This window comes from Modestobacter sp. KNN46-3, assembly GCF_011039295.1.
Genome location: NZ_JAAKGN010000027.1, coordinates 13,450 through 33,398, shown reverse-complemented (window position 1 = coordinate 33,398; position 19,949 = coordinate 13,450). Strand labels below are relative to the sequence as shown.

Genomic DNA, 19,949 nt, shown 5'->3' with positions numbered 1-19,949 from the left:
TCAGCCCCCGATCACGGCGTCGACGAGGCCGTCGGGGAAGGGCACCCCGAGCAGCTCCACGAACAGCAGGTACATCACGGCCGTGCCACCGGCGGCGAGCCCCAGCGTCCAGCGCCAGGACTCACCCCCGAAGACCTTCAGCCACAGCACCAGCATCAGGAACGCCGACACCACGAACCCGAAGGTCTGGAACAGCAGGATGAAGACCCCGAGGCTGACCAGCCCGGCGATGATCCGCACCGTGCCGCGGGTCCACGGCTCGTAGTCCTCGGCCGGGTCCAGCAACACCAGCACGGCCGCGGTGCCGGTCAGGAACAGCGAGACGATGAACGGCCACAGCCCGGGCCCCGGTGCGGTCAGCTCGCCCAGCCCCAGCCCGCGGGAGCCGAGGATCGCGACGACCCCGAGGACGAGGAGCAGCAGCGGCGCGATCCGGTGCAGCTGCCGCCACCGGTGCCCCCGGTCCGTCGTCCCCTCGGTCGGGGTACCGGACGCCGATGTCGAGCCGTGCACGTGCTCACCTCGTCCTCGTTGACGCCGCGTGTGAGCCAGGACACTAGGGCCGGCTTTGAGAGTGGTCCAATACGGAATGACCCGCTGATCCAGAGCGACTGTGCATCAATGGTCGGAGGAGTCCGATGGAGCTGCGACACCTGCGCGCGTTCGCCGCCGTGGCCGAGGAACTGCACTTCGGGCGGGCGGCGCTCCGGCTGCACGCCGCCCAGCCCGCGCTCAGCCAGCAGATCAAGCACCTGGAGCAGGACGTCGGCACGCTGCTGCTGGAGCGGACCACCCGGCAGGTCCGGCTGACCGCGGCGGGCGTGGTGTTCCTGGAGCACGTGCACCGGGTGCTGGCCGAGGTCGACCGGGCCCGGGAGTCGGTGCTGGCGACCGAGCGGGGAGCGCGCGGCGAGATCCGGGTCGGGGTGACCGGGGCGATCACCTGGCGGCTGCTCCCCCGGATGGCCCGTGCCTACCGTCAGCGCTACCCCCTCGTGCGGCTGGACCTGCACCCGGCGGTGTTCAGTGGCACCCAGGTCAGCTCGTTGCTGGACGGGCGGATCGACGTCGGGTTCCTCCGGGCGCCGGTGCCCGACGGACCGCTGGCCAGCCGGGTCATCCTCAACGAGCCGCTGATGGCCGTGCTGCCGCTGGACCACCCGCTCGCCGGTGCGGACGCGGTGGACCTGGCGGACCTGTCCGGCGAGCCCTTCGTCACCTATCCCTCGCGGCACGGCTCGGCACTGCGCGACGCGGCGGTGCACGCGTGCTTCTCCGCCGGGTTCACCCCGCGGGTGGTCCAGGAGGCTCCGGACACGCACACGGTGGTCGCCCTGGTCGGCGCCGCGGTCGGCGTGACGCTGATGCCCGCGTCGGCCGAGCGGCTCCAGTTGGAGGGGGTGGTCTTCCGCCCGATCGCCGGAGGTGTCGACGTGCGGGTGCCGATCGCGCTGGCCTGGCGACGGGAGGACCCCTCCCCGGTGCTGGCCGGGTTCCTGGCCACCGCCGAGGAGGTGCTGCCCAGCCCGCCACCAGGTGACCGGTGACCGGCGCCGTCCCCCGCTGCGGACGGCGCCGGCCACCAGGGCTCACTCCTGCAGGATCGGGCCGTACGTCTCGACGATCTCGTCGATCCGGTCGGCGAAGGCGTCCGTGCCGATGAACTCGTCGGGCACGTACTCCTCGCCGAGCTGGTCCATCACCTCGGGCTGCTCCAGGCAGCCGTTCACCGTCTCCTCCAGGGTGGAGACGACGTCGTCCGGCGTGCCGGCCGGGGCCGCGACGCCGAACACCGACACGCTGTTGGTCAGCTCCGGGAAGCCCGACTCGGCGAGCGTGGGCACGCCCTCCAGGTAGTCGACCTGCTCGGCCGGGCTCACCGCCAGCGGCACGAACTCGCCGGCGTCGATGTTCGCCAGCACGTCCTCCGAGGCGTTGATGAAGACGGCGTCCACGTTGCCGCCGAGCAGGGCCGTGGTCATCTCGGCGTTCCCGGTGAACGGCACCGCGGTCACCTGGACGTCGTACTCCTCTGTCAGCCGCTGCAACTCCATCGCCTGGGACGTCGTCGCCCCGGGGACGCCGACGTTCAGCTGGCCGGGGTTCTCCTCGGCGGCCTGGAAGAACGCCTCGGCGTCGGCGTACTCGGAGTCCGCCCCGACCGCGAGGACGGAGGGGATCTCGGTGACGGCGGCGATCGGGACGTAGTCCTCGTTGGTGTAACCGACGTCCTGCTGGAGCGGGTTGGTCGCGGTGGCCGGGACGGCGATCAGCGACAGGCTGTAGCCGTCGTTGCCGCCGGCCAGCATCGCCTGCATGCCGAGCGACCCGGAGGCGCCGGGGCGGTTCTCCACGACGACGGTCTGCCCGAACTCCGTGGACAGGCAGTCGCCGATCGTCCGCGCGGCCAGGTCGGTCGGGCCGCCCGCGGCGTAGGGCACGTAGAGGGTGATGTCGTCGGTCGGGTAGTCCGCCGCCGCGGCGTCGTCCCCCCCGCCACCCCCGGTCGTGGGCTCGTCCTCGGCGCCGCCGCAGCCGGCCAGGGTCAGTGCGGATGCGGCGAGGAGTGCGGGAAGGGTGAGCCGGCGTCGTTGCATCGGTTACCTCCGTCGTGTTCGAGGGCGCGTGTCCCAGGGCAGTGGCCTGGCTCACTGTGCCCTGACTCACCGGGGGTCGCCCGGCCGCTGGATCACGGTCGGGCAACGATCCCGAGGCCCGTGTGAGCCAGTTCACTCGCCAGACGTCCAAGACGACTGGCAGAGTGCCGCCATGGCTGCCGCGTCGTCGCCCCCCGCCCTGCACGTCAAGCCCGGCACCGAGTGGGCCGCGGTCCTCGGCCGTGCCGCAGACCTCGTGCCCGAGGCGTTCGGCACCGACCGGCTGCACAACCTCGTGGACGGCGCCTGGCGACCGATCGGCAGCCCCGAGCCGCTGGTCACCCCGGTCGACGGCACCAAGCTGATCGGCCTCCCCCGCCTGTCGGCCGGCGAGGCGCAGCACGCCGTCCTGGCCGCGGCCGCCGCCCACCGCGAGTGGGCGCAGACCCCGCTCGCCGAGCGCAAGGCCCGGGTCACCGCCGCCGTCGAGGCGATGGCCGCCGCCCGCGACAAGCTCGCGCTGCTGCTGGCCTGGGAGATCGGCAAGCCGTGGAAGCTGGCCTGCGCCGACGTCGACCGGGCGCTGGACGGCGTCCGCTGGTACGTCGAGGAGATCGACACCATGCTCGGCGACCGGGCCCCGCTGGCCGGCCCGGTGTCCAACATCGCCAGCTGGAACTACCCGATGTCGGTGCTGGTGCACGCCGAGCTGGTGCAGCTGCTGGCCGGCAACGCCGTGCTGGCCAAGACGCCGTCGCAGGGCGGCGCGGCCTGCCTGACCCTGGCCCATGCGCTGATGGCCCGGGAGGGGCTGCCGGTCACGCTGCTCTCCGGCGGCGGTGCGGAGCTGTCCAGCGTGCTGGTGCGCTCCCCGGAGATCGGCGCCCTGGCCTTCGTGGGCGGCCGTTCCAACGGCGGCAAGGTCGCCGCCGACCTGCTGGACACCGGCAAGCGGCACATGCTCGAGCAGGAGGGCCTCAACGCCTGGGGGATCTGGGAGTTCTCCGACTGGGCGAGGCTGGCCGCGCACCTGAAGAAGGGCTTCGAGTACGGCAAGCAGCGGTGCACCGCCTACCCGCGCTACGTCGTCCAGCGGGAGCTCGTCGACCAGTTCCTGGCCACCTACCTGCCGGTCGTGCAGTCGCTGCGCTTCGGGCACCCGCTGGCCGTCGAGGCCGACGGCGACGACCTCCCGACGCTGGACTTCGGTCCGGTGATCAGCGCGGCCAAGGCCCAGGAGCTCGGCCGCCAGGTCTCCGACGCGATGCACCGGGGCGCGGTGCCGCTGTACCGGGGCAGCGTCTCCGACGGCCGGTTCATCACCGGCCAGGACACCTCGGCCTACGTGGCACCGGCCGCGCTGCTGTCCCCCGCCGGCGCCAGCTCCCTCATGCACGCCGAGCCGTTCGGGCCGATCGACACGATCGTCGTCGTCGACTCCGAGGCGGAGCTGCTGGCCCAGATGAACGCCTCCAACGGCGCGCTGGTCGCCAGCCTCGCCTGCGACGACGAGGACAAGGCCCGCCGGCTGGCCCGGGAGGTGCAGGCCTTCAAGGTCGGGATCAACAAGCCCCGCTCCCGCGGGGACCGGGCCGAGCCGTTCGGTGGCCGCGGCGCGTCCTGGCTGGGCTGCTTCGTCGGCGGGGAGCTGCTGGTGCAGGCCGTCACCCAGGGCGCGGAGAACGAGCTGCTCCACGGCAACTTCCCCGAGCACTCCCGGTACCCCGCCGCCATCTGAGCGGCGGCCGAGCCGGGTCAGGCGCTCTGCCGGACCACCAGCTCGGAGGGGAACAGGGTGACCGGGGTGCGGTCCCGGTCGAGCAGGCTGCCCGCCGCCCGGGCGGCGATCTGCTCGACCGGGTGCGTCGCCGTGGTGAGCGTCGGCCCGCTGAAGGCCGCCAGTGGCAGGTCGTCGAAGCCGGTCACGGCGACGTCGTCCGGCACCCGGCGGCCCAGCGCCCGGACCGCCTGGATCGCGCCGAGGGCGGTCTCGTCGCAGATCGCGTACAGGGCGTCGGTGTCCGGCCAGCGGCGCAGCGCCTCGACGGCGCCCCGCCGACCGCTCTCGGTGGTGAAGTCCCCGGCCAGCACCCGTTCCGGCAGCCCCGCGGCGCGGACCGCGGCCCGGTGCGCGGCGATCGGGCGCTCGGCGCAGGGCAGCCACGGCGGCCCGGCCAGCATCGCGATCCGCCGGCGACCCGTGCTGAGCAGGTGTGCGGTGAGCGCCGCTGCCGCGGCGCCGGTGTCGACGTCGACCAGGGGCACGGTGGGGGAGCCGGCGCCGATGGAGGTCACCCGCCCGGCCAGTCGGGGCGGCACGGCGGCGAGCACCCGGCGGGTGGTGTTCACCAGCACCACCCCGGCGACCGAGCGGTCCCGGGCGAGCGCCTCGAGGGTGGGCTCCGGCGCGCCGAGGGGCAGCCACTGGAGCGCCACCCCGAGCCCCTCGCCGGCGCAGCGCTGCGCGGTGGAGCCGACCACCCGGGAGACGTAGGGGCAGTCGACCAGCTCGGTCGGGGACGCGCTGGTCACCGCCACCACGAGGCGCGTGCCGCGGCCGTGGACCAGCGCGCGGGCCACCGGGTCGGCGGTGTAGCCCAGCCGCTCGGCTGCGGCACGCACCCGCTGCCCGGCGTCGGCGGAGGACGGACCGGAGCCGGTGAGCACCCGGGAGACCGTGGCCCGGGAGACCCCGGCAGCACGGGCCACGTGCTCGATGGTCACCGCAGGCCGGTGGTCCTCACGCATGCCGCCCACCCTGTCACCGGCCGGCCGGCGCCGGGGGGACCAGCGCACTGGAACCGTTCTCAGCCGGGTCTGAGAGGGTCGGCGGCATGACGTCACCGGAGCCGCGCGCCCCCCGGCAGCGACTGGTCGGACTGCTCCTGCTGGGGATCGCCCTCGTCCTGCTGGTCTCGAGCGTCACCTGGTTCGGCAGCGACCGTGGCGCGATCGGCATCGCCCAGGTGGCGGTCGGCCTGGTGGTGGCGGCGGTGGGCGGCCTCCTGGTGCGTCGGGCGCAGCCGCGCTGACACCCGCCGTCGCCCTGCGGCCTCGGCGGCCAGCTGCCGCATCGCGATGACCGACGCCGGCTCCCCGGTCACCGGCCGAGCTCGCTGACCGGGACCTCGGTGAGCAGGGTGCCGTCCGCGGCCAGGAATCGGACCGTCAGCGGCCCGTCGCCGGCGCTGCCCACCCCGCTCCCGGCGGTGAGCGGCAGGGTGGCGAGCAGCGACGCCTCGCCGTCCCGCACCTCCGCGAGGGCGGCGTCCGCCGGTCCCTGGACCGCGACGTCCCCGTCCAGCCGCACGGCCAGCACCTGGTCGGTCAGCGGTGTCCCGGCTGGCTGCGGGTCGTCGGTCGAGATCGAGCTGGTCGTCGACCCGTCGGCCTGTCGCTGGGTGGTGCCCACCACCAGCACCGTCGCGCCGGAGCGGAACGTGACGCCGGCCAGCACCATCTCCCCGCGGCCGTCCGCGGTCGGCCCCGCGGCGAGCAGCACCGTGCTCGCGCCCTCCAGGCCGGGACCGTAGGCACTGAGCGGGAGCTGCAGGGTGTTCTGCACGGTCTCCTCGGAGATCCGTGAGCCCACCTCCCGCGGGTCGGCGATCCCCTCGATCGGGGCCCGGGCCGCGGCCTCGGCGCGGTCGCTGAGCACGTAGCTCATCGCCTCGATCTCCTGACCGTCCCGCGAGACGACGACCTGCAGGCTGTGCGCCGATGCGCGCGGGTCGTTGATCACCCCGGCGGCCACGCCGTCCACCCCGGGCAGCTGCCGCCGGTCCACCTGCTCCTCACCGGCCGCGGTCACGGTGGTGCCGGCCAGGTACTCGACGTTGTCGCCGGGGAGGCCCACCACGACGAGGACGCCGGACGACCCGCCCTCCAGGAGGTCGACGAACGCCAGTGGCTGGTTGCGGACCAGCCGCTGGACGCCGGTCGCCTGGGTCAGTTCGCCGGGCTCCGCGCCGGCCGGGCCGGTGAACCAGGTACCGCTGAGCCGGCCGTCCGCCTGGCCCAGCACGAAGGCGATCCGCAGCCCGGCCTCGTCGCCGGCCCAGGCCACCCGGTGGCTGGTCACGGCCGGCGGTGTGTCCGGGTCGAACCCGCCGGCCTCCCACGGCAGCGCGGCCACCGCCTGCAGCCAGGCGTCCTCACCCGCGAGCGCACCGCGGGGAGGCAGGTCGTAGAGGCTCTGCGTGCTCACCCCGCGGGACGGCGCGGCGACGTCCTGCGTCGTCCCGGTGTCGGGCAGCAGGCCGCGCAGCACCGGCACCGAGCCGAAGACCAGCACCACGGCCAGCCCGACGCCGACCACCGCCGCCTGCTGGCGGCGCTGCCGCCGGTGCCGCGCCCGGGTGCGTTCGGCCAGGTCGTCGGGGGCGCGGAGGGCCGGGCGTGCGGCCAGGTGGGACCGGAGCTCGGTCTCGACGTCGATCAGGTCCATCTCAGCGCTCCTCGAGGGCACGGGCGGGCAGGACGGCGCGCAAGCGGGCGAGGCCGCGGGTGGTCTGGCTCTTCACGGTGTTCACCGAGCAGCCCAACGCGGCCGCGGTGGCGGCCTCACCGAGGTCCTCGCCGTAGCGGAGCACCAGGACCGCGCGCATCCGCGGCGGCAGGGCGGCCAGCGCCGTCGCCATGACGTCGCGCTCGGCGAACACGTCGGTCTGGTCGGGCTCGGGGGCGTCGTGTGCCGGGAGGGAGACGATCTCCTGGGTGGTGCGGCGGCGGCGCCAGCTCGCGGCGCTGGTGACCAGCACCTTGCGCACGTAGGGGTAGGCGTCCTCGCCGGAGATCCGGCCCCAGTGCCGGTAGGCCTCGAGCAGGGCCGTCTGCAGCAGGTCCTCGGCGTGGCCGCGGTCGGCGGTCAGCAGGAAGCCGACCCGCAGCAGGTCGTCGGAGCGCGCGGCGACGAACGCCTCGAACGCTGCCTCGTGCTGGGCTCTCACCGGTCTCCCCCCCGTCGTCACCCCCTAGGACGCGATGAGCCGTGCCGGAGGGGTGCCTCCGTGACCTGATCGTGACCATCTGGCGTTCTCGGCGGCCAGACGGCACTGTGATCCACGACACGTCGAGCAGTGGAGGTGGCCGTGCAGATCAGCAGGGAACAGTTGGTCCAGGTGTTGCGCACCGAGGGGGACAACGACACCGCGGACAAGGTGGAGGGGGACCTGCCGGAGCAGATCGACACCGACCGGGACGGCGACGCGCTGGCCGCAGCCGGGCTCGACCGCACCCAGCTGATGGCCAAGCTGGCCGGCGGCTCGTTCGGGGGCACGCTGGCCCCCTGAGCGCTCACCGCAGGTCGCTGCGTCGCCCCAGGGCGATGGCCTGGTGCACGAACTCGGCGATGACGTCGGCCTCCTCCGAGGTGGGGGCGGCGACGAACTCCAGCGAGCGGACCGTGCGGCCGGTGCCGCGGAGCAGCCCGTCGGGGTCGGGCAGCTGTGTGCCGCGTTCGAAGACCAGTGTCACCCCGGTCTCGCGGGGGAACAGGCCGCAGACGAAACCGACCTGCGGGTGGCGGTAGTTGATGCTGTGCCAGCCCGTCCGCACCCGCTCCTGGAACTCCGGGTACGCCGTCCGGAGCAGGTGGCGCAGTTCCAGCGTGGCCCTCGCCACGGCGGGCGGGTGGTCGGCCAGCAGTTGCTGGACCTCGTCGGGAGGAGCCGGAGCGCTCATGGCGGCACTGTGCACCCGCCCACCGACGGTCCCGGGTCGGCCGGGACCGTCGGTGGGTGCGGCTACCCGGCGAAGGGGCGCTCGCGGGCCAGTTCCTCCTTGGCGACCCCGCGGATGTGCACCGCGTCCGGGCCGTCGACGATCCGCAGGGTGCGGGCACTGGCGTAGAACCGGGCGAGCACGGTGTCGCCGCTGACCCCGGCGCCGCCGTGCAGCTGGATGGCCCGGTCGATGACGTCGAGGGCCACCCGCGGTGCGGCCACCTTGATCGCGGAGATCTCCGTCTTCGCGCCCTTGGCGCCGAACCGGTCGATCAGGTCGGCGGTCTGCAGCACGTACAGCCGGGCCTGGTCGACCTCGATCCGGGAGAGCGCGATCGACTCCCGCACGGTGCCCTGCTCGGCCAGCGGGCGACCGAAGGCGACCCGGGACTTCGCCCGCTCGACCATCAGCGCCAGCGCCCGCTCGGCCATGCCGATGGCGCGCATGCAGTGGTGGATCCGGCCGGGCCCGAGCCGGGCCTGGGCGATCATGAAGCCGTCGCCCTCGCCGGAGAGGATGTTGGACACCGGCACCCGGACGTCGGTGAACCGCAGCTCCGAGTGGCCGTGCTGGTCCTGGTACCCGAACACCGGCAGGTGCCGGACGATCTCCAGGCCCGGGGTGTCGCGCGGCACCAGCACCATCGACTGCTGCCGGTGCGGGGGGCCGTCCGGGTCGGTCTTGCCCATCAGGATGAAGATCTCGCAGCGCTCGTCGGCGGCGCCGCTGGTCCACCACTTGCGGCCGTTGATGACGTACTCGTCGCCGTCCCGGACGATCGAGGTCTGGATGTTGCGGGCGTCGGAGCTGGCGACGTCCGGCTCGGTCATCGCGAAGCCGGAACGGATCTCCCCCTCCAGCAGCGGGGTGAGCCAGCGGGCCTTCTGCTCCTCGGTGCCGAAGAGCATCAGGGTCTCCATGTTCCCGGTGTCCGGGGCCCCGCAGTTGGTCGCCTCCGGCGCGATCACCGGCGACCAGCCCATGATCTCGGCGATCGAGGCGTACTCGAGGTTGGTCATGCCGCCGAGCTCGTGGTGGAAGAGGTTCCACAGGCCACGCTTGCGCGCCTCGGCCTTGAGGTCCTCCAGTACCGGGGGGTGGGCGTGGTCGTCGTGGCCGCGCGCGGCGCGCCAGTCCTCGTACACGGGCTCAGCGGGGAAGACCTGTTCCCGCATGAAGTCCCACATCCGGCCACTGACGTCCTCGGCCTTGGCGGAGAGGGTGAAGTCCATGGACGGACGTTAGCGCCGGACGTGACCTGCGACGCAGTGGGGTCGTCTCTGGCGGAACGCACGACCGCCCGGACACCAGGTGGTGTCCGGGCGGTCGGGATGGAGCCGGGGTGCCGGTGGGCCGGGGTGCCGGGGTGCGGCCCCGGCCGCTGAGGTCAGCGGCGCAGGGACTGGTCCGACCCGTGGGCGGTGTCCACGTTCTTCACCGGGCCGAGCGCGATGGCCAGGCCGGCGATGACGCTGGCCAGGTGCAGCCAGTTGTCGGCCCAGTTGATGCTGAGGAAGTTCAGCGGCTCCTCCTCGCCTGCGGCGAACAGGCCGTAGACGAAGGCCGCCCCGTAACCGACGACCAGCAGCCACCCGTACGTGCGGGCGGTGCTCAGCTTGCGGGCCAGCGCGATGCCGGCCAGGCCGATGACGAGGTGCACGATGTTGTGCAGCGGGTTGATGGAGAACCCGAGGATCGTCTCGTCGGTGTGCTCGGCGAAGTCGTCGAAGCCGGTGATGAAGAACCCGACGATGCCGACGAGGGTGTAGACGACACCGATCGCCATGGCGAGCATCTGCGGCCAGGTCATGCCTCGGCTGCCGGCGCCGGGCTGGTCTGCGTTGGACATGGGTGCCTCCGTGTTGTCGTGCCCCGCCAGGTGCTCAGCGAGCGCACACAGGGAGTTCCCAGGCCACCGGCACGAAAACGGCCGCCACCCGAACGGGTGGCGGCCGTTGCCGAATCGTCACCTCAGGCCGGGCGGGGGGTCGCCTTCGGCCGGCGGACGACGAACGGGCCGATCGCGAGCAGGTCGACCGGCGCCGAGCCGAAGCACTCCAGCGCGTCCCGGGGGTCGTCGACCATCGGCCGGCCGGCGGTGTTCAGGCTGGTGTTCACCACCACCGGCAGCCCGGTGCGCCGCTCGAACGCCGAGATCATCCGGTGCACCAGCGGGGACGTCTCCGGGTCGATGGTCTGGATCCGCGCCGTCCCGTCGACGTGCGTGACGGTGGGGATGCGCTCCCGCCACTCGGGCGCCACGTCGTGCACGAAGAGCATGTACGGCGAGGGGATCGGCCCGCGGCTGAAGATCTCCGGCGCCTTCTCCAGCAGCACCATCGGGGCCACCGGGCGGAACTGCTCCCGTCCCTTGACGTCGTTCATCCGCTCCAGGTTCGCCTCGAAGCCGGGGTGGGCCATGAGCGAGCGGTGCCCCAGCGCGCGCGGGCCGTACTCGCTGCGGCCCTGGAACCAGGCGACGATGCCGTTGTCGGCCAGCACCTCGGCCACGGCCTCGGCCACGTCGTCCGGGCGCTCGTAGTCGATCGCCGCAGTGATCAGCACCTGCTCGATCTCGTCGTCGGACCAGCCCCGGCCGAGTGCGGCGCCGGGCATCGGCTGGGTGTCCTCGCCGAGCTCGCGGGCCACGTGCAGGGCGGCGCCCAGCGCCGTCCCGGAGTCCCCGGCGGCCGGCTGCACCCAGACCTGCTCGAACGGGCTCTCGGCCAGGATCCGGGTGTTGGCCACGCAGTTGAGCGCGGTGCCGCCGGCCAGGGTGAGGGTCTTCTCGCCGGTCTGCTCGTGCACCCAGCGGGCCAGGTCGATCAGCACCTCCTCCAGCCGCTGCTGGACGCTGGCGGCCAGGTCGGCGTGGTCGGAGGTCCACTGGTCGCCCTTGCCCAGGCGGGGGGCGAACTCGGTGTAGTCGATCTGCTCGGTGCGGAAGCCGCCGTCGTCGGTGGCCCGGATCAGCTCGCTCAGCTCGCCGACGAAGCGGGGCTTGCCGTAGCTGGCCATCGCCATGACCTTGAACTCGTCGGAGCTGCGCAGGAAGCCCAGGTGGTCGGTGAGGTCCTCGTACATCAGGCCCAGGGAGTGCGGCAGTGCCTGGCCGGCGAGCACCTCGAGCTGGCCGTCGACGTAGCGGCCGGCCAGGTGGCTGTGGGCCTCACCGCGGCCGTCGAGCACCAGCACCGCGTTGTCCCGCTGCGGGGCGCCCAGGCCGGCGGAGGCCGCGTGCGCGACGTGGTGCTTGACGAACCGCACCTTCGCCGGGTCGAGGCCGGGCAGGGCGTGGGCCAGGAAGTCCGGGGCCATCTCCGCGTACTTCTTGCGCATGACGTCGCCGTCGTCGAACAGCCCGGACTCCTCCGGGGTGCCCATCAGCGCCGGGTCGAAGGAGTAGGCGACCGCGTCCAGCTCCTCGGGGCGGATGCCGGCCTCGCGCAGGCACCAGGCCGCGGACAGCTCGGGCAGTTCCCAGGCGCTCCAGGGCAGCGGGCGCTTGCCGTGCTTGCGCCGGCTGAACCGCTCCTCCTCCGCTGCGGCGACGACCTTCCCGTCGACGACCAGCGCCGCCGACGGGTCGTGGTAGATCGCGTTGATGCCCAGGACCTTCACGTGCACTCCTCCCGGCCGGGCTCCAGCGGCCCGGTCCACGGTCGATGATCACGCGAGAGGTCGGGCGGCGCACGGCGAGCGGCACGGATCACCCGTCGGTGGAGACGCCCGGGGCCGATGCGGGCCGCGATCTGCCGATGTGCTAATCGAGGCGGGAGCAGGCGGCCTCCGGAGTGCCGAGGAGAGGCGATGTCGACAGGCAGCTCGGGGAGTGACCTCCCCGAGGTCAACACGGTCGTGGACCTGGAGGTGGCCGCGCAGGCAGCTCAGCACCTCAGGCGGCGGACCGCTGCCGCAGCAAGCCGTTGTCCAGCACGGCCTGCAGGGCGAGGGTCTTGTAGCCGACCTCCTCGAACAGGACGACGATGCGGTCGTCCTCGTGCCGCATGACGACGCCGGGGCCCCACTCGGTGTGCTCGACCGGCGCGTCCACCGGGAACGGGTGGTCCGCGTCGGAGGCGTGCTCCTGGGAGAGCCCGGCGCTGCAGTTGTCGCAGTTCCCGCACGGGTGGTCCAGCTGCTCGCCGAAGTAGCCGAGCAGGAACTGCCGCCGGCAACCGGTGGTCTCGGCGTAGCCGCGCATCATCTCGACCCGGCTCTCGTCGACCCGGACCTGGTGCTCGGCGAGCTCCCGCGCGGCAGCGGCGGCCTGGCCGGGACGCGGTGCACCGGGGGCCGGTGACGCCGTCCCCTCCTCGTCCAGGACGACGGCGCCCGCCTGTTCCAGCAGGTTGAGGTCGCGGACCAGCGGGGTCGCGGGGCGGCCGGTCTCCTCACGCAGGTCGCGGACGTCCACGCCGTCCATCCCGGCAGCCGCCCCGGCCTGCACCAGCCCGGCGACCTGCTGCAGCTCCTCCTCGGCCGGGGCGCCCGCCGCGAAGAACCTGCGCAGCCCGAGGTCCTCCTGGCGGTAGACCAGCAGCGCCACCGCCGGCTCACCGTCGCGGCCGGCCCGGCCGATCTCCTGGTAGTAGCTGTCGATCGAGTCGGCCGGTTCGGCGTGCACGACGAAGCGGGTCTCCGGCCGGTCGATCCCCATGCCGAAGGCGGTGGTGGCGACGACGACGTCCAGCTCGTCGGCCATGAACTGCCGCTGCACCTCCTCGCGGTCGCTCTTCTTCAGCCCGGCGTGGTACGCCCGGGCACGCAGCCCACGGTCGGCGAGCGCCTCGGCGAGCTCCTCGGTGCTGCGGCGGGTGGCGCTGTAGAGGATCCCGCTCCCTCGCTCGGTCAGCTCGGTCACCCGGTCCAGCACGGCGGTGTGCTTGGCGTGCGCATCGGCGTGCTGCTCGACCTCCAGCCGGATCTCCGGCCGGTCGAAGCCGGCGACGACGACCTCCGGGTCGGTCATCTCCAGCCGCTCGACGATCTCGGCCCGCACGGGTGGCGCGGCGGTCGCGGTCAGGGCCAGCACGGTCGGGTGGCCCAGCTGCTGGACCACCCCGCCCAGGCGCAGGTAGTCGGGGCGGAAGTCGTGCCCCCAGGCGGAGACGCAGTGCGCCTCGTCGACGACGAACAGCGCCGGGGCCGCCGTCCGGAGCGCCGCGACCACCTCCGGCTTGGACAGCTGCTCCGGGGCGAGGAAGCAGTAGCGGACCGTTCCGTCACGCACGCCGTCCAGCACCGCCTGGTGCTCCAGCGCGGCCAGGCCGGAGTTGAGCACCGCCGCCCGGCCGACCCGCTCCTCGCCCAGCTCCGCCAGGCGCTGCACCTGGTCGCGCTGCAGCGCGATGAGCGGCGAGACGATCACGACCGGGCCGTCGAGCAGCAGCCCGGTGACGGTGTAGACCGCGGACTTGCCAGCCCCCGAGGGCAGCACGGCCAGGGTGTCGCGGCCGGCCGCGACCGCCTTCATCGCCTCCTCCTGACCGGCCCGGAACTCCTCGAACCCGAGCACCTCCCGGGCGGTCTCCCGGATCCGCCGGGTCCGGACGGAGGGGGAGCCCCCGGCGGTGGTCTTCGGGTCGGCGGCACGCTGGTCGGTCTGGGTCACCGACCGCGACTTCCCGACCTGCGAGATCGACAAACGACCCGCAGGCGGCACGGCGCCGTCCGTGGCGGTGTGTCAGTTCCAGGAGTCGAGCCAGAACCGCAGGTCCAGCGCGTCGGACTCCAGCGGGAGCCCCAGCCAGACCGGGGCGAAGAAGGCGAACCCGGCCACGGACAGGGCGAGCGCCACGGCACCGACCAGCCGCGGCCGGTGCGTCGCCTGCACCGCGCGGACCACGCCCAGGGCGATGAACGGCACCACCGGCACCATGTAGAAGAAGTAGCCGGGCTTGTTCGCGGCCAGCCAGGGAGCCCACAGCAGCACCAGGGGGACCAGGATGGTGGCCGCGACGCCGTCCCGGCGGGCGACCGCCCGCCAGAGCAGCACCGGGTAGGCAAGCAGGGCGGGCCACCACAGGCCGGGGTTGCCGAGCATGACGATGCGCGCCCGGGTGTCCGGCGGCACCTCACACTCCCCGGCCTCCTGTTGTGCGGTGGTGCAGCTCTCGGCGTAGACCAGCACCGGTCGTTCCAGCCAGGGCCAGCCCAGCGGGCTCGAGCGGTAGGGATGGCTCGCCTCCAGGCCGACGTGGTAGTCGACCAGGTCGACCTGGCTCTGCGCCCAGGTCTCCAGCCGGTCGCCCACCGAGGTGCCGCAGTCCCCGGCCTCGCAGGCCCGCTCTGCGGCGTAGCTCTCCGAGTAGTTGGCGAACCAACCCGTGAAGGTGGCCAGGTAGACGACCGCGGGGACCATCAACAGGCTCAGCACGGCGCCGCCGGTGACCGCCACGGCGCGGCGGGTGGCCCGGCGGAACGTCTCGCCCCGGCCGCTGAGTTCGGTGGCCAGCACCAGCAACCCGACCAGGCCGACGGCGAGCAGGCCGGACCACTTGGTGGCCACCGCGAGCCCCAGGGTGGCCCCGGCCAGCCAGCGGTAGCGGGAGCCGATGAGGGACCGGCGCAGCCCCTCCCCGGCCTCGCGGGTGCGGCGGCGGGCGTCCCGGTCGAGCAGCACGAGCCAGAACGCGGCGACGACGAACAGGGCGAGGACCGCATCGAGCATCGCGATCCGGCTGGCCGTCACCGCGAGGCCGTCCAGGGCGACGAGCACGGCGGCCAGTGCGGCCGGCGCGGTGCGCCGGAACAGGCGGAGCCCGCTCAGGTAGGTCAGCAGCACGGTGATCGAGCCGGCGACGGCCACGCCGACCCGCCAGCCGAACGGGGTGGAACCGAACAGCTCCAGGCCGGCGGCGATCACCCACTTGCCCATGGGCGGGTGCGCCGGGCGGCCCTCCTCGACCCCTTGGGCCAGGTAGTCGGAGGCGTCGACGGCGTAGTACTTCTCGTCGAAGTAGAGGCGGTCCGGGTCGCCGAGGTTCCACAGCCGGATGGCGGCGGCCAGGCCCAGCAGCGCCAGTGGCACGCCCCACTGCACCACCCCCGGTGGCAGACGCCGGACCGACGACGGGCGGCGCCCGGAGGCGCCGCCCGTCTCTCGTTGCGCGACCGAGGATGCGGTTGCGCTCACTGGTCGCGTGCCCCAGCGGTCAGCCGAGGACTCAGCCCTCGGTCTCGGTGCTGAACTCGGTCTCGGTCTCGGTGTCGACCTCGGTCTCGGTCTCGACGACCTCTTCCTCGGTCTCGACCTCGGTCTCGGTCGGCTCGAGGGTCTCGGTGACCTCGGTCTCCATCTCCTCGGTCTCGGTGATCTCCTCGGTCTCGGTGACCTCGACGGTGCCTTCGTCCTCGGTACCGCAGGCGGAGACGCCGAAGACGAGCAGGCCGGAGAAGGTTGCGGCAGAGACGCCGCGGACGAGCTTGTTCATGAGGTGCTCCTGTACTCGGGGTGAATGGTCGCCCAAAGGCATGACCGCATATCGCCGACCTCACACACTGGGAGTACATAACGATCGCGTTACAGCAGGTGAACGGTGTTGCTGCACACGGATCGGACAACGATTCGATAACGCCGATCTCGCCGAAATGAGCTTCGTCGAAATGATGTCGAAGCATCGGGTGTCCATCAGGTCGGCGCTGGTAATGGCGGGACGGTGAATCCTCGGTCCGCGTGCGTCTGCATCCCCACCTACCAGGAGCGGGAGAGCCTGCCGCGCACGCTCGCCGGGGTGCTGCGCGCCGTCCCGGACGCCCACGTGCTGGTGATCGACGACAACAGCCCCGACGGCACCGGCGAGCTGGCCGACCGCCTGGCCGCCGACGACCCGCGGGTGCACGTGCTGCACCGCCCGGGCAAGGAGGGGCTGGGGCCGGCCTACATCGCCGGCTTCCGCTGGGCGCTGGCCGAGGGCTTCGACGTGGTGGCGCAGATGGACGCCGACGGGTCGCACCGCCCCGAGGACCTGCCCCGGCTGCTCGCCGCCCTGGCCGGAGCCGACGCCGTGCTGGGCTCGCGCTGGGTGCCCGGCGGTGCCGTCGCCGACTGGCCGCGCAGTCGGGAACTGCTCAGCCGCACCGCCAACCGGTACGTGCGGGCTGCGCTGAGGCTGCCGGTGGCCGATGCCACCGGGGGTTTCCGGGCCTTCCGCCGGCACGCCCTGGAGCGGCTGGACCTCGACGCCGTCCAGAGCGAGGGCTACTGCTTCCAGATCGACATGACCCGACAGGTGTGGGCACGGGGCCTGCGGCTGGTGGAGGTGCCGATCCTCTTCGTCAACCGGGAGTTCGGCGAGAGCAAGATGAGCTCGCGGATCATCCGGGAGGCGCTGGTCCGGGTCACCGCCTGGTCGCTGACCACGCGGCGACCCACGCCTGCGGCGGTGCGGCCGGCGGCCACGAGCGGTGAGCGGCTGGTCCACCGGGTCGCCGCCTGACCACCTCGTGGTCCGCACTTGCGGGCCATCTGCTGGTTGTCCGTCCGCAAAGGCGGAACTAGGGTGCCGGCGTGTCCACCTCCTACCGGATCGCCGAGGCCGCTGCGCTGCTCGGCGTCAGTGACGACACGGTCCGGCGCTGGATCGACAGCGACCGGCTGCCCGCCACCCGTGGCGGGGGCCCGGCGCAGGTCGACGGCGTGGCGCTGGCCCGGGTCGCCACCGAGCTGCACGAGGCGCCCCAGCCGGGCGCCACCCGCTCGTCCTCGGCCCGCAACCGGCTCACCGGGATCGTCACCCGGGTGGTGCGGGACACCGTGATGGCGCAGGTGGAGATCCAGGCCGGGCCGTTCCGGCTGGTCTCGCTGATGTCCCGGGAGGCCGCCGACGAGCTGGGGCTGGAGCCCGGCGTCCGGGCGGTGGCCACGGTCAAGGCGACCCAGGTCAGCGTGGACGTGCCGTGAGTGAGCATCGCGGCGAGCGCCAGCGAGCGAGGAGCGGAGCGAGCGCGCATCGCCAGAGGCCTCGTGCCGTGAGGCGGCTGGTCGCCGGCGCCCTGCTGGCCCTGGCTGGTTGCGGGGTCGACGACGGCGGGCAGTCGATCGAGACGGACGGCGAGGTCTCCGGCACCCTCACCGTCTTCGCGGCGGCCTCGCTGACCGACGTCTTCACCGACCTGGGCGACCAGCTCACGGCCGAGCACCCGCAACTGGACGTGCAGTTCAACTTCGCCGGCAGCTCCGCGCTGGCGACGCAGGTGGCACAGGGGGCGCCGGCCGACGTCCTCGCCTCCGCCGACGAGGAGCAGTTGGACGCCGTCGCCGACCTGGTCGCCGGCGACCCCGCCGTCTTCGCGGAGAACACGCTGGTCATCGCCGTCCCGGCGGGCAACCCGGCCGACGTGCGCGGGCTGGCCGACCTCGCCGACCCGGGGAGGAGCATCGCCCTGTGCGCCGCCGAGGTGCCGTGCGGGGTGGCGGCCGCGCGGGTGTTCGACGCCGCCGGCCTGACCCCTGCGCCGGACACCCTGGAGCAGGACGTGCGGGCGGCGCTGACCAAGGTGCAGCTCGGCGAGGTCGACGCCGCGCTGGTCTACGCGACCGACGTCGCCGCCGCCGGTTCCGCGGTGGAGGGCATCGACGTCCCCGAGGCCGCCGGCGTGGTCAACCGCTACCCGCTGATGGTGCTCGAGAGGGCACCCAACCCGCTGGCGGCGAAGGCGTTCGTCGACCTGGTGCGCTCGGACGCCGGCCGGCAGGCCCTCACCGACGCCGGCTTCCGCCTCCCGTGACCCAGCCAGCGCCACCAAAATGGCCATTTTGGTGGCGGAGAGGAGGGCGAGGGCGAGGGCGGGGCGGTGGGGTGCCGGCGCCGCTGCTGGTGCCGGCGCTGCTCGGAGTGGCGTTCCTGGTGCTGCCGCTGCTCGGGCTGCTGGTGCGCGCGCCCTGGTCGGACCTCGGGCCGCAGCTGGCCCGGCCGGGCGTCGGCGAGGCGCTGCGGCTGTCGCTCGTCTCGGCCACCCTGGCCACCGTCGTCTCGCTGCTGCTCGGCGTCCCACTGGCCTGGGTGCTGGCCCGGTCGCAGCTGCGTGGCCGGTCGGTGCTGCGCGCGCTGGTGACCGTGCCGCTGGTGCTGCCGCCGGTCGTCGGCGGGGTCGCGCTGTTCCTGGTGCTGGGCCGGCAGGGGATCATCGGTCGCTGGTTGTTCGAGGCCACCGGCTTCTCGCTGCCGTTCACCACCGCCGCGGTGGTCGTCGCCGAGACGTTCGTGGCGATGCCGTTCCTGGTGATCAGCGTGGAGGGCGCGCTGCGCGCCGCCGACGCCCGCTTCGAGGACGCCGCCGCCACCCTCGGCGCCGACCGGTGGACGACGTTCCGCCGGGTCACCCTGCCCCTGGTCGCACCCGGGATCGCCGCCGGCGCGGTGCTCTGCTGGGCGCGCGCCCTGGGGGAGTTCGGCGCCACGATCACCTTCGCCGGCAACTTCCCGGGGACGACGCAGACCATGCCACTGGCGGTCTACCTGACCCTGCAGCGCGACCCGGAGGCGGCGATCGTGCTGAGCCTGGTGCTGCTCGGCGTCTCCCTGGCCACCCTGCTGCTGCTGCGCGACCGCTGGCTGGGGCGGGGGGCGGTCACGTGAGCCTGGTCGCGCACGTCGTCGTCCGGCGCGGGACGCTGGCGCTGGACGTGGAGCTGGCCGTGGCCGACGGCGAGGTGCTCGCCGTCCTCGGGCCGAACGGCGCCGGCAAGTCCACCGTCTTGCGGGTGCTCGCCGGCCTGCTGCGCCCGGACGGCGGCCGGGTGGAGGTCGACGACGAGGTCTGGAACTCCCCCGACGCGCACCTGCCCGCACACGAGCGGTCGCTGGGCATGGTGTTCCAGGACCACCTGCTGTTCCCGCACCTCTCGGTCACCGAGAACGTGGCCTTCGGGCCCCGCACCCGCGGCACCTCGCGGCCGGCGGCCCGGGCCGCGGCGGAGGACTGGCTGGCACGGGTCGGGCTGGCCGGGCTCGGCGACCGGCGTCCCGGACAGCTCTCGGGTGGGCAGGCGCAGCGTGCCGCGCTCGCCCGGGCACTGGTCGGCCGGCCGCAGCTGCTGCTGCTCGACGAGCCGCTGTCCGCGCTCGACGCCCGCACCCGGCTCACCGTGCGCGCCGAGCTGCACCGGCACCTCGGCGACTACCCCGGCAGTGCGGTGCTGGTCACCCACGACCCGGTCGACGCGATGGCGCTGGCCGACCGGGTCGTCGTCATCGAGGAGGGACGGGTGGTGCAGGCCGGCACCCCGGCCGAGGTCGCCCGCCGGCCGCGCACCGACTACGTGGCCCGGCTGGTCGGGCTCGTGCTGCTGGCCGGGCAGGGCACCGGGACCCAGGTCGCGCTGGACGGCGGAGGGACGGTCGCGGTCGCCGAGGACGTCGGCGGGCCGGTGTTCGTCGCCGTCCGGCCCGAGTCGGTGGCGCTCTACCTGCAGCGGCCGGTCGGCAGTCCACGCAACGTCTGGCCGCTGCGGCTGGCGGCGGCCACCCCGCACGGCTCGGTGGTGCGGTGCGACCTGGCCGGGGAGGTGCCGCTGACCGCCGACGTCACGGCGACGTCCTTCGCCGAGCTGGGGCTGGCCCCCGGCGCCGAGGTGTGGGCGTCGGTCAAGGCCAGCGAGCTCACCGTCTACCCGCGCTGAGA

Annotated in this window: 21 protein-coding genes; 9 read left to right on the top strand and 12 right to left on the bottom strand. The window is 73.7% G+C overall.

All coding sequences use genetic code 11. The annotated features are described in order from the left end of the window. Positions 1–513, bottom strand: coding sequence for a tripartite tricarboxylate transporter TctB family protein (locus G5C62_RS08730; protein ID WP_164700679.1), 513 nt, complete (start codon positions 511–513; stop codon positions 1–3). Positions 514–638: 125 nt separating this feature from the next. On the opposite strand from G5C62_RS08730, the gene G5C62_RS08725 reads away from it, so the two are divergent. Next, entirely contained in the window at positions 639–1,547 is a 909-nt protein-coding gene (locus G5C62_RS08725) for a LysR family transcriptional regulator (RefSeq protein WP_164700678.1), read from the top strand. Between the two features lie 42 nt (positions 1,548–1,589). Here G5C62_RS08725 and G5C62_RS08720 read toward each other — a convergent pair whose 3' ends face one another. After that, positions 1,590–2,597 (bottom strand): tripartite tricarboxylate transporter substrate binding protein, encoded by a 1,008-nt coding sequence (locus tag G5C62_RS08720; RefSeq protein WP_164700677.1) that lies wholly within the window; start codon positions 2,595–2,597, stop codon positions 1,590–1,592. A 172-nt stretch (positions 2,598–2,769) separates the two neighbouring features. Between G5C62_RS08720 and G5C62_RS08715 the strand changes: the two genes are divergently transcribed. Continuing rightward, a complete protein-coding gene (locus G5C62_RS08715) occupies positions 2,770–4,335 on the top strand; it encodes an aldehyde dehydrogenase family protein (protein WP_164700676.1) in 1,566 nt (521 codons plus the stop codon). Positions 4,336–4,352: 17 nt separating this feature from the next. Here the strand turns inward: G5C62_RS08715 and G5C62_RS08710 are convergent, their stop codons facing one another. Then, positions 4,353–5,345, bottom strand: a complete 993-nt coding sequence (locus G5C62_RS08710) for a LacI family DNA-binding transcriptional regulator (protein WP_036335344.1) — start codon at positions 5,343–5,345, stop codon at positions 4,353–4,355. A gap of 86 nt (positions 5,346–5,431) precedes the next feature. Between G5C62_RS08710 and G5C62_RS08705 the strand changes: the two genes are divergently transcribed. Continuing rightward, on the top strand, positions 5,432–5,629 hold the full coding sequence (locus G5C62_RS08705) for a hypothetical protein (RefSeq protein ID WP_036335305.1): 198 nt from the start codon (positions 5,432–5,434) through the stop codon (positions 5,627–5,629). 68 nt (positions 5,630–5,697) lie between these two features. Here the strand turns inward: G5C62_RS08705 and G5C62_RS08700 are convergent, their stop codons facing one another. Continuing rightward, positions 5,698–7,044, bottom strand: a complete 1,347-nt coding sequence (locus G5C62_RS08700; protein ID WP_164700675.1) for a hypothetical protein — start codon at positions 7,042–7,044, stop codon at positions 5,698–5,700. A gap of 1 nt (position 7,045) precedes the next feature. Continuing rightward, complete coding sequence (locus G5C62_RS08695) at positions 7,046–7,546, bottom strand: SigE family RNA polymerase sigma factor (protein WP_164700674.1); 501 nt, start codon at positions 7,544–7,546, stop codon at positions 7,046–7,048. A gap of 141 nt (positions 7,547–7,687) precedes the next feature. Here G5C62_RS08695 and G5C62_RS08690 point away from each other — a divergent pair, with 141 nt between their 5' ends. Further along, the gene (locus tag G5C62_RS08690) at positions 7,688–7,888 is read left to right on the top strand and encodes a hypothetical protein (RefSeq protein ID WP_164700673.1); all 201 of its coding nucleotides are present in this window, start codon (positions 7,688–7,690) and stop codon (positions 7,886–7,888) included. Between the two features lie 4 nt (positions 7,889–7,892). Here G5C62_RS08690 and G5C62_RS08685 read toward each other — a convergent pair whose 3' ends face one another. The 7 genes from G5C62_RS08685 to G5C62_RS08655 all read right to left on the bottom strand — a co-directional run bounded on the left by G5C62_RS08685 (position 7,893) and on the right by G5C62_RS08655 (position 15,757). Beyond that, entirely contained in the window at positions 7,893–8,279 is a 387-nt protein-coding gene (locus G5C62_RS08685; RefSeq protein ID WP_164700672.1) for a DUF1801 domain-containing protein, read from the bottom strand. 62 nt (positions 8,280–8,341) lie between these two features. Further along, on the bottom strand, positions 8,342–9,553 hold the full coding sequence (locus G5C62_RS08680) for an acyl-CoA dehydrogenase family protein (RefSeq protein WP_164700671.1): 1,212 nt from the start codon (positions 9,551–9,553) through the stop codon (positions 8,342–8,344). A gap of 155 nt (positions 9,554–9,708) precedes the next feature. Continuing rightward, positions 9,709–10,170 (bottom strand): DUF4383 domain-containing protein, encoded by a 462-nt coding sequence (locus G5C62_RS08675; protein WP_164700670.1) that lies wholly within the window; start codon positions 10,168–10,170, stop codon positions 9,709–9,711. A gap of 122 nt (positions 10,171–10,292) precedes the next feature. Then, positions 10,293–11,942, bottom strand: a complete 1,650-nt coding sequence (locus G5C62_RS08670) for a carbamoyltransferase C-terminal domain-containing protein (RefSeq protein ID WP_164700669.1) — start codon at positions 11,940–11,942, stop codon at positions 10,293–10,295. Between the two features lie 274 nt (positions 11,943–12,216). Continuing rightward, entirely contained in the window at positions 12,217–13,935 is a 1,719-nt protein-coding gene (locus tag G5C62_RS08665; RefSeq protein ID WP_164700668.1) for an ATP-dependent DNA helicase RecQ, read from the bottom strand. A 72-nt stretch (positions 13,936–14,007) separates the two neighbouring features. Then, positions 14,008–15,354 carry a phospholipid carrier-dependent glycosyltransferase gene (locus G5C62_RS08660; RefSeq protein WP_164700667.1) on the bottom strand — a complete coding sequence of 449 codons (1,347 nt, stop codon included), beginning with the start codon at positions 15,352–15,354 and terminating at the stop codon, positions 14,008–14,010. 136 nt (positions 15,355–15,490) lie between these two features. Further along, on the bottom strand, positions 15,491–15,757 hold the full coding sequence (locus G5C62_RS08655) for a hypothetical protein (protein WP_164700666.1): 267 nt from the start codon (positions 15,755–15,757) through the stop codon (positions 15,491–15,493). Positions 15,758–15,982: 225 nt separating this feature from the next. Between G5C62_RS08655 and G5C62_RS08650 the strand changes: the two genes are divergently transcribed. The 5 genes from G5C62_RS08650 (at position 15,983) to G5C62_RS08630 (ending at position 19,947) form a co-directional block, all read left to right on the top strand. Then, a complete protein-coding gene (locus G5C62_RS08650) occupies positions 15,983–16,762 on the top strand; it encodes a polyprenol monophosphomannose synthase (protein WP_164700665.1) in 780 nt (259 codons plus the stop codon). A 71-nt stretch (positions 16,763–16,833) separates the two neighbouring features. Beyond that, complete coding sequence (locus G5C62_RS08645; RefSeq protein WP_164700664.1) at positions 16,834–17,226, top strand: molybdopterin-binding protein; 393 nt, start codon at positions 16,834–16,836, stop codon at positions 17,224–17,226. 68 nt (positions 17,227–17,294) lie between these two features. After that, on the top strand, positions 17,295–18,053 hold the full coding sequence (gene modA, locus G5C62_RS08640) for a molybdate ABC transporter substrate-binding protein (RefSeq protein WP_164700663.1): 759 nt from the start codon (positions 17,295–17,297) through the stop codon (positions 18,051–18,053). 71 nt (positions 18,054–18,124) lie between these two features. Further along, entirely contained in the window at positions 18,125–18,904 is a 780-nt protein-coding gene (locus G5C62_RS08635) for an ABC transporter permease (protein WP_206330536.1), read from the top strand. Beyond that, positions 18,901–19,947, top strand: a complete 1,047-nt coding sequence (locus G5C62_RS08630; RefSeq protein WP_164700661.1) for an ABC transporter ATP-binding protein — start codon at positions 18,901–18,903, stop codon at positions 19,945–19,947. Before G5C62_RS08635 ends, G5C62_RS08630 begins: the two co-directional genes overlap by 4 nt. The last annotated feature ends 2 nt before the right edge of the window (positions 19,948–19,949 follow it).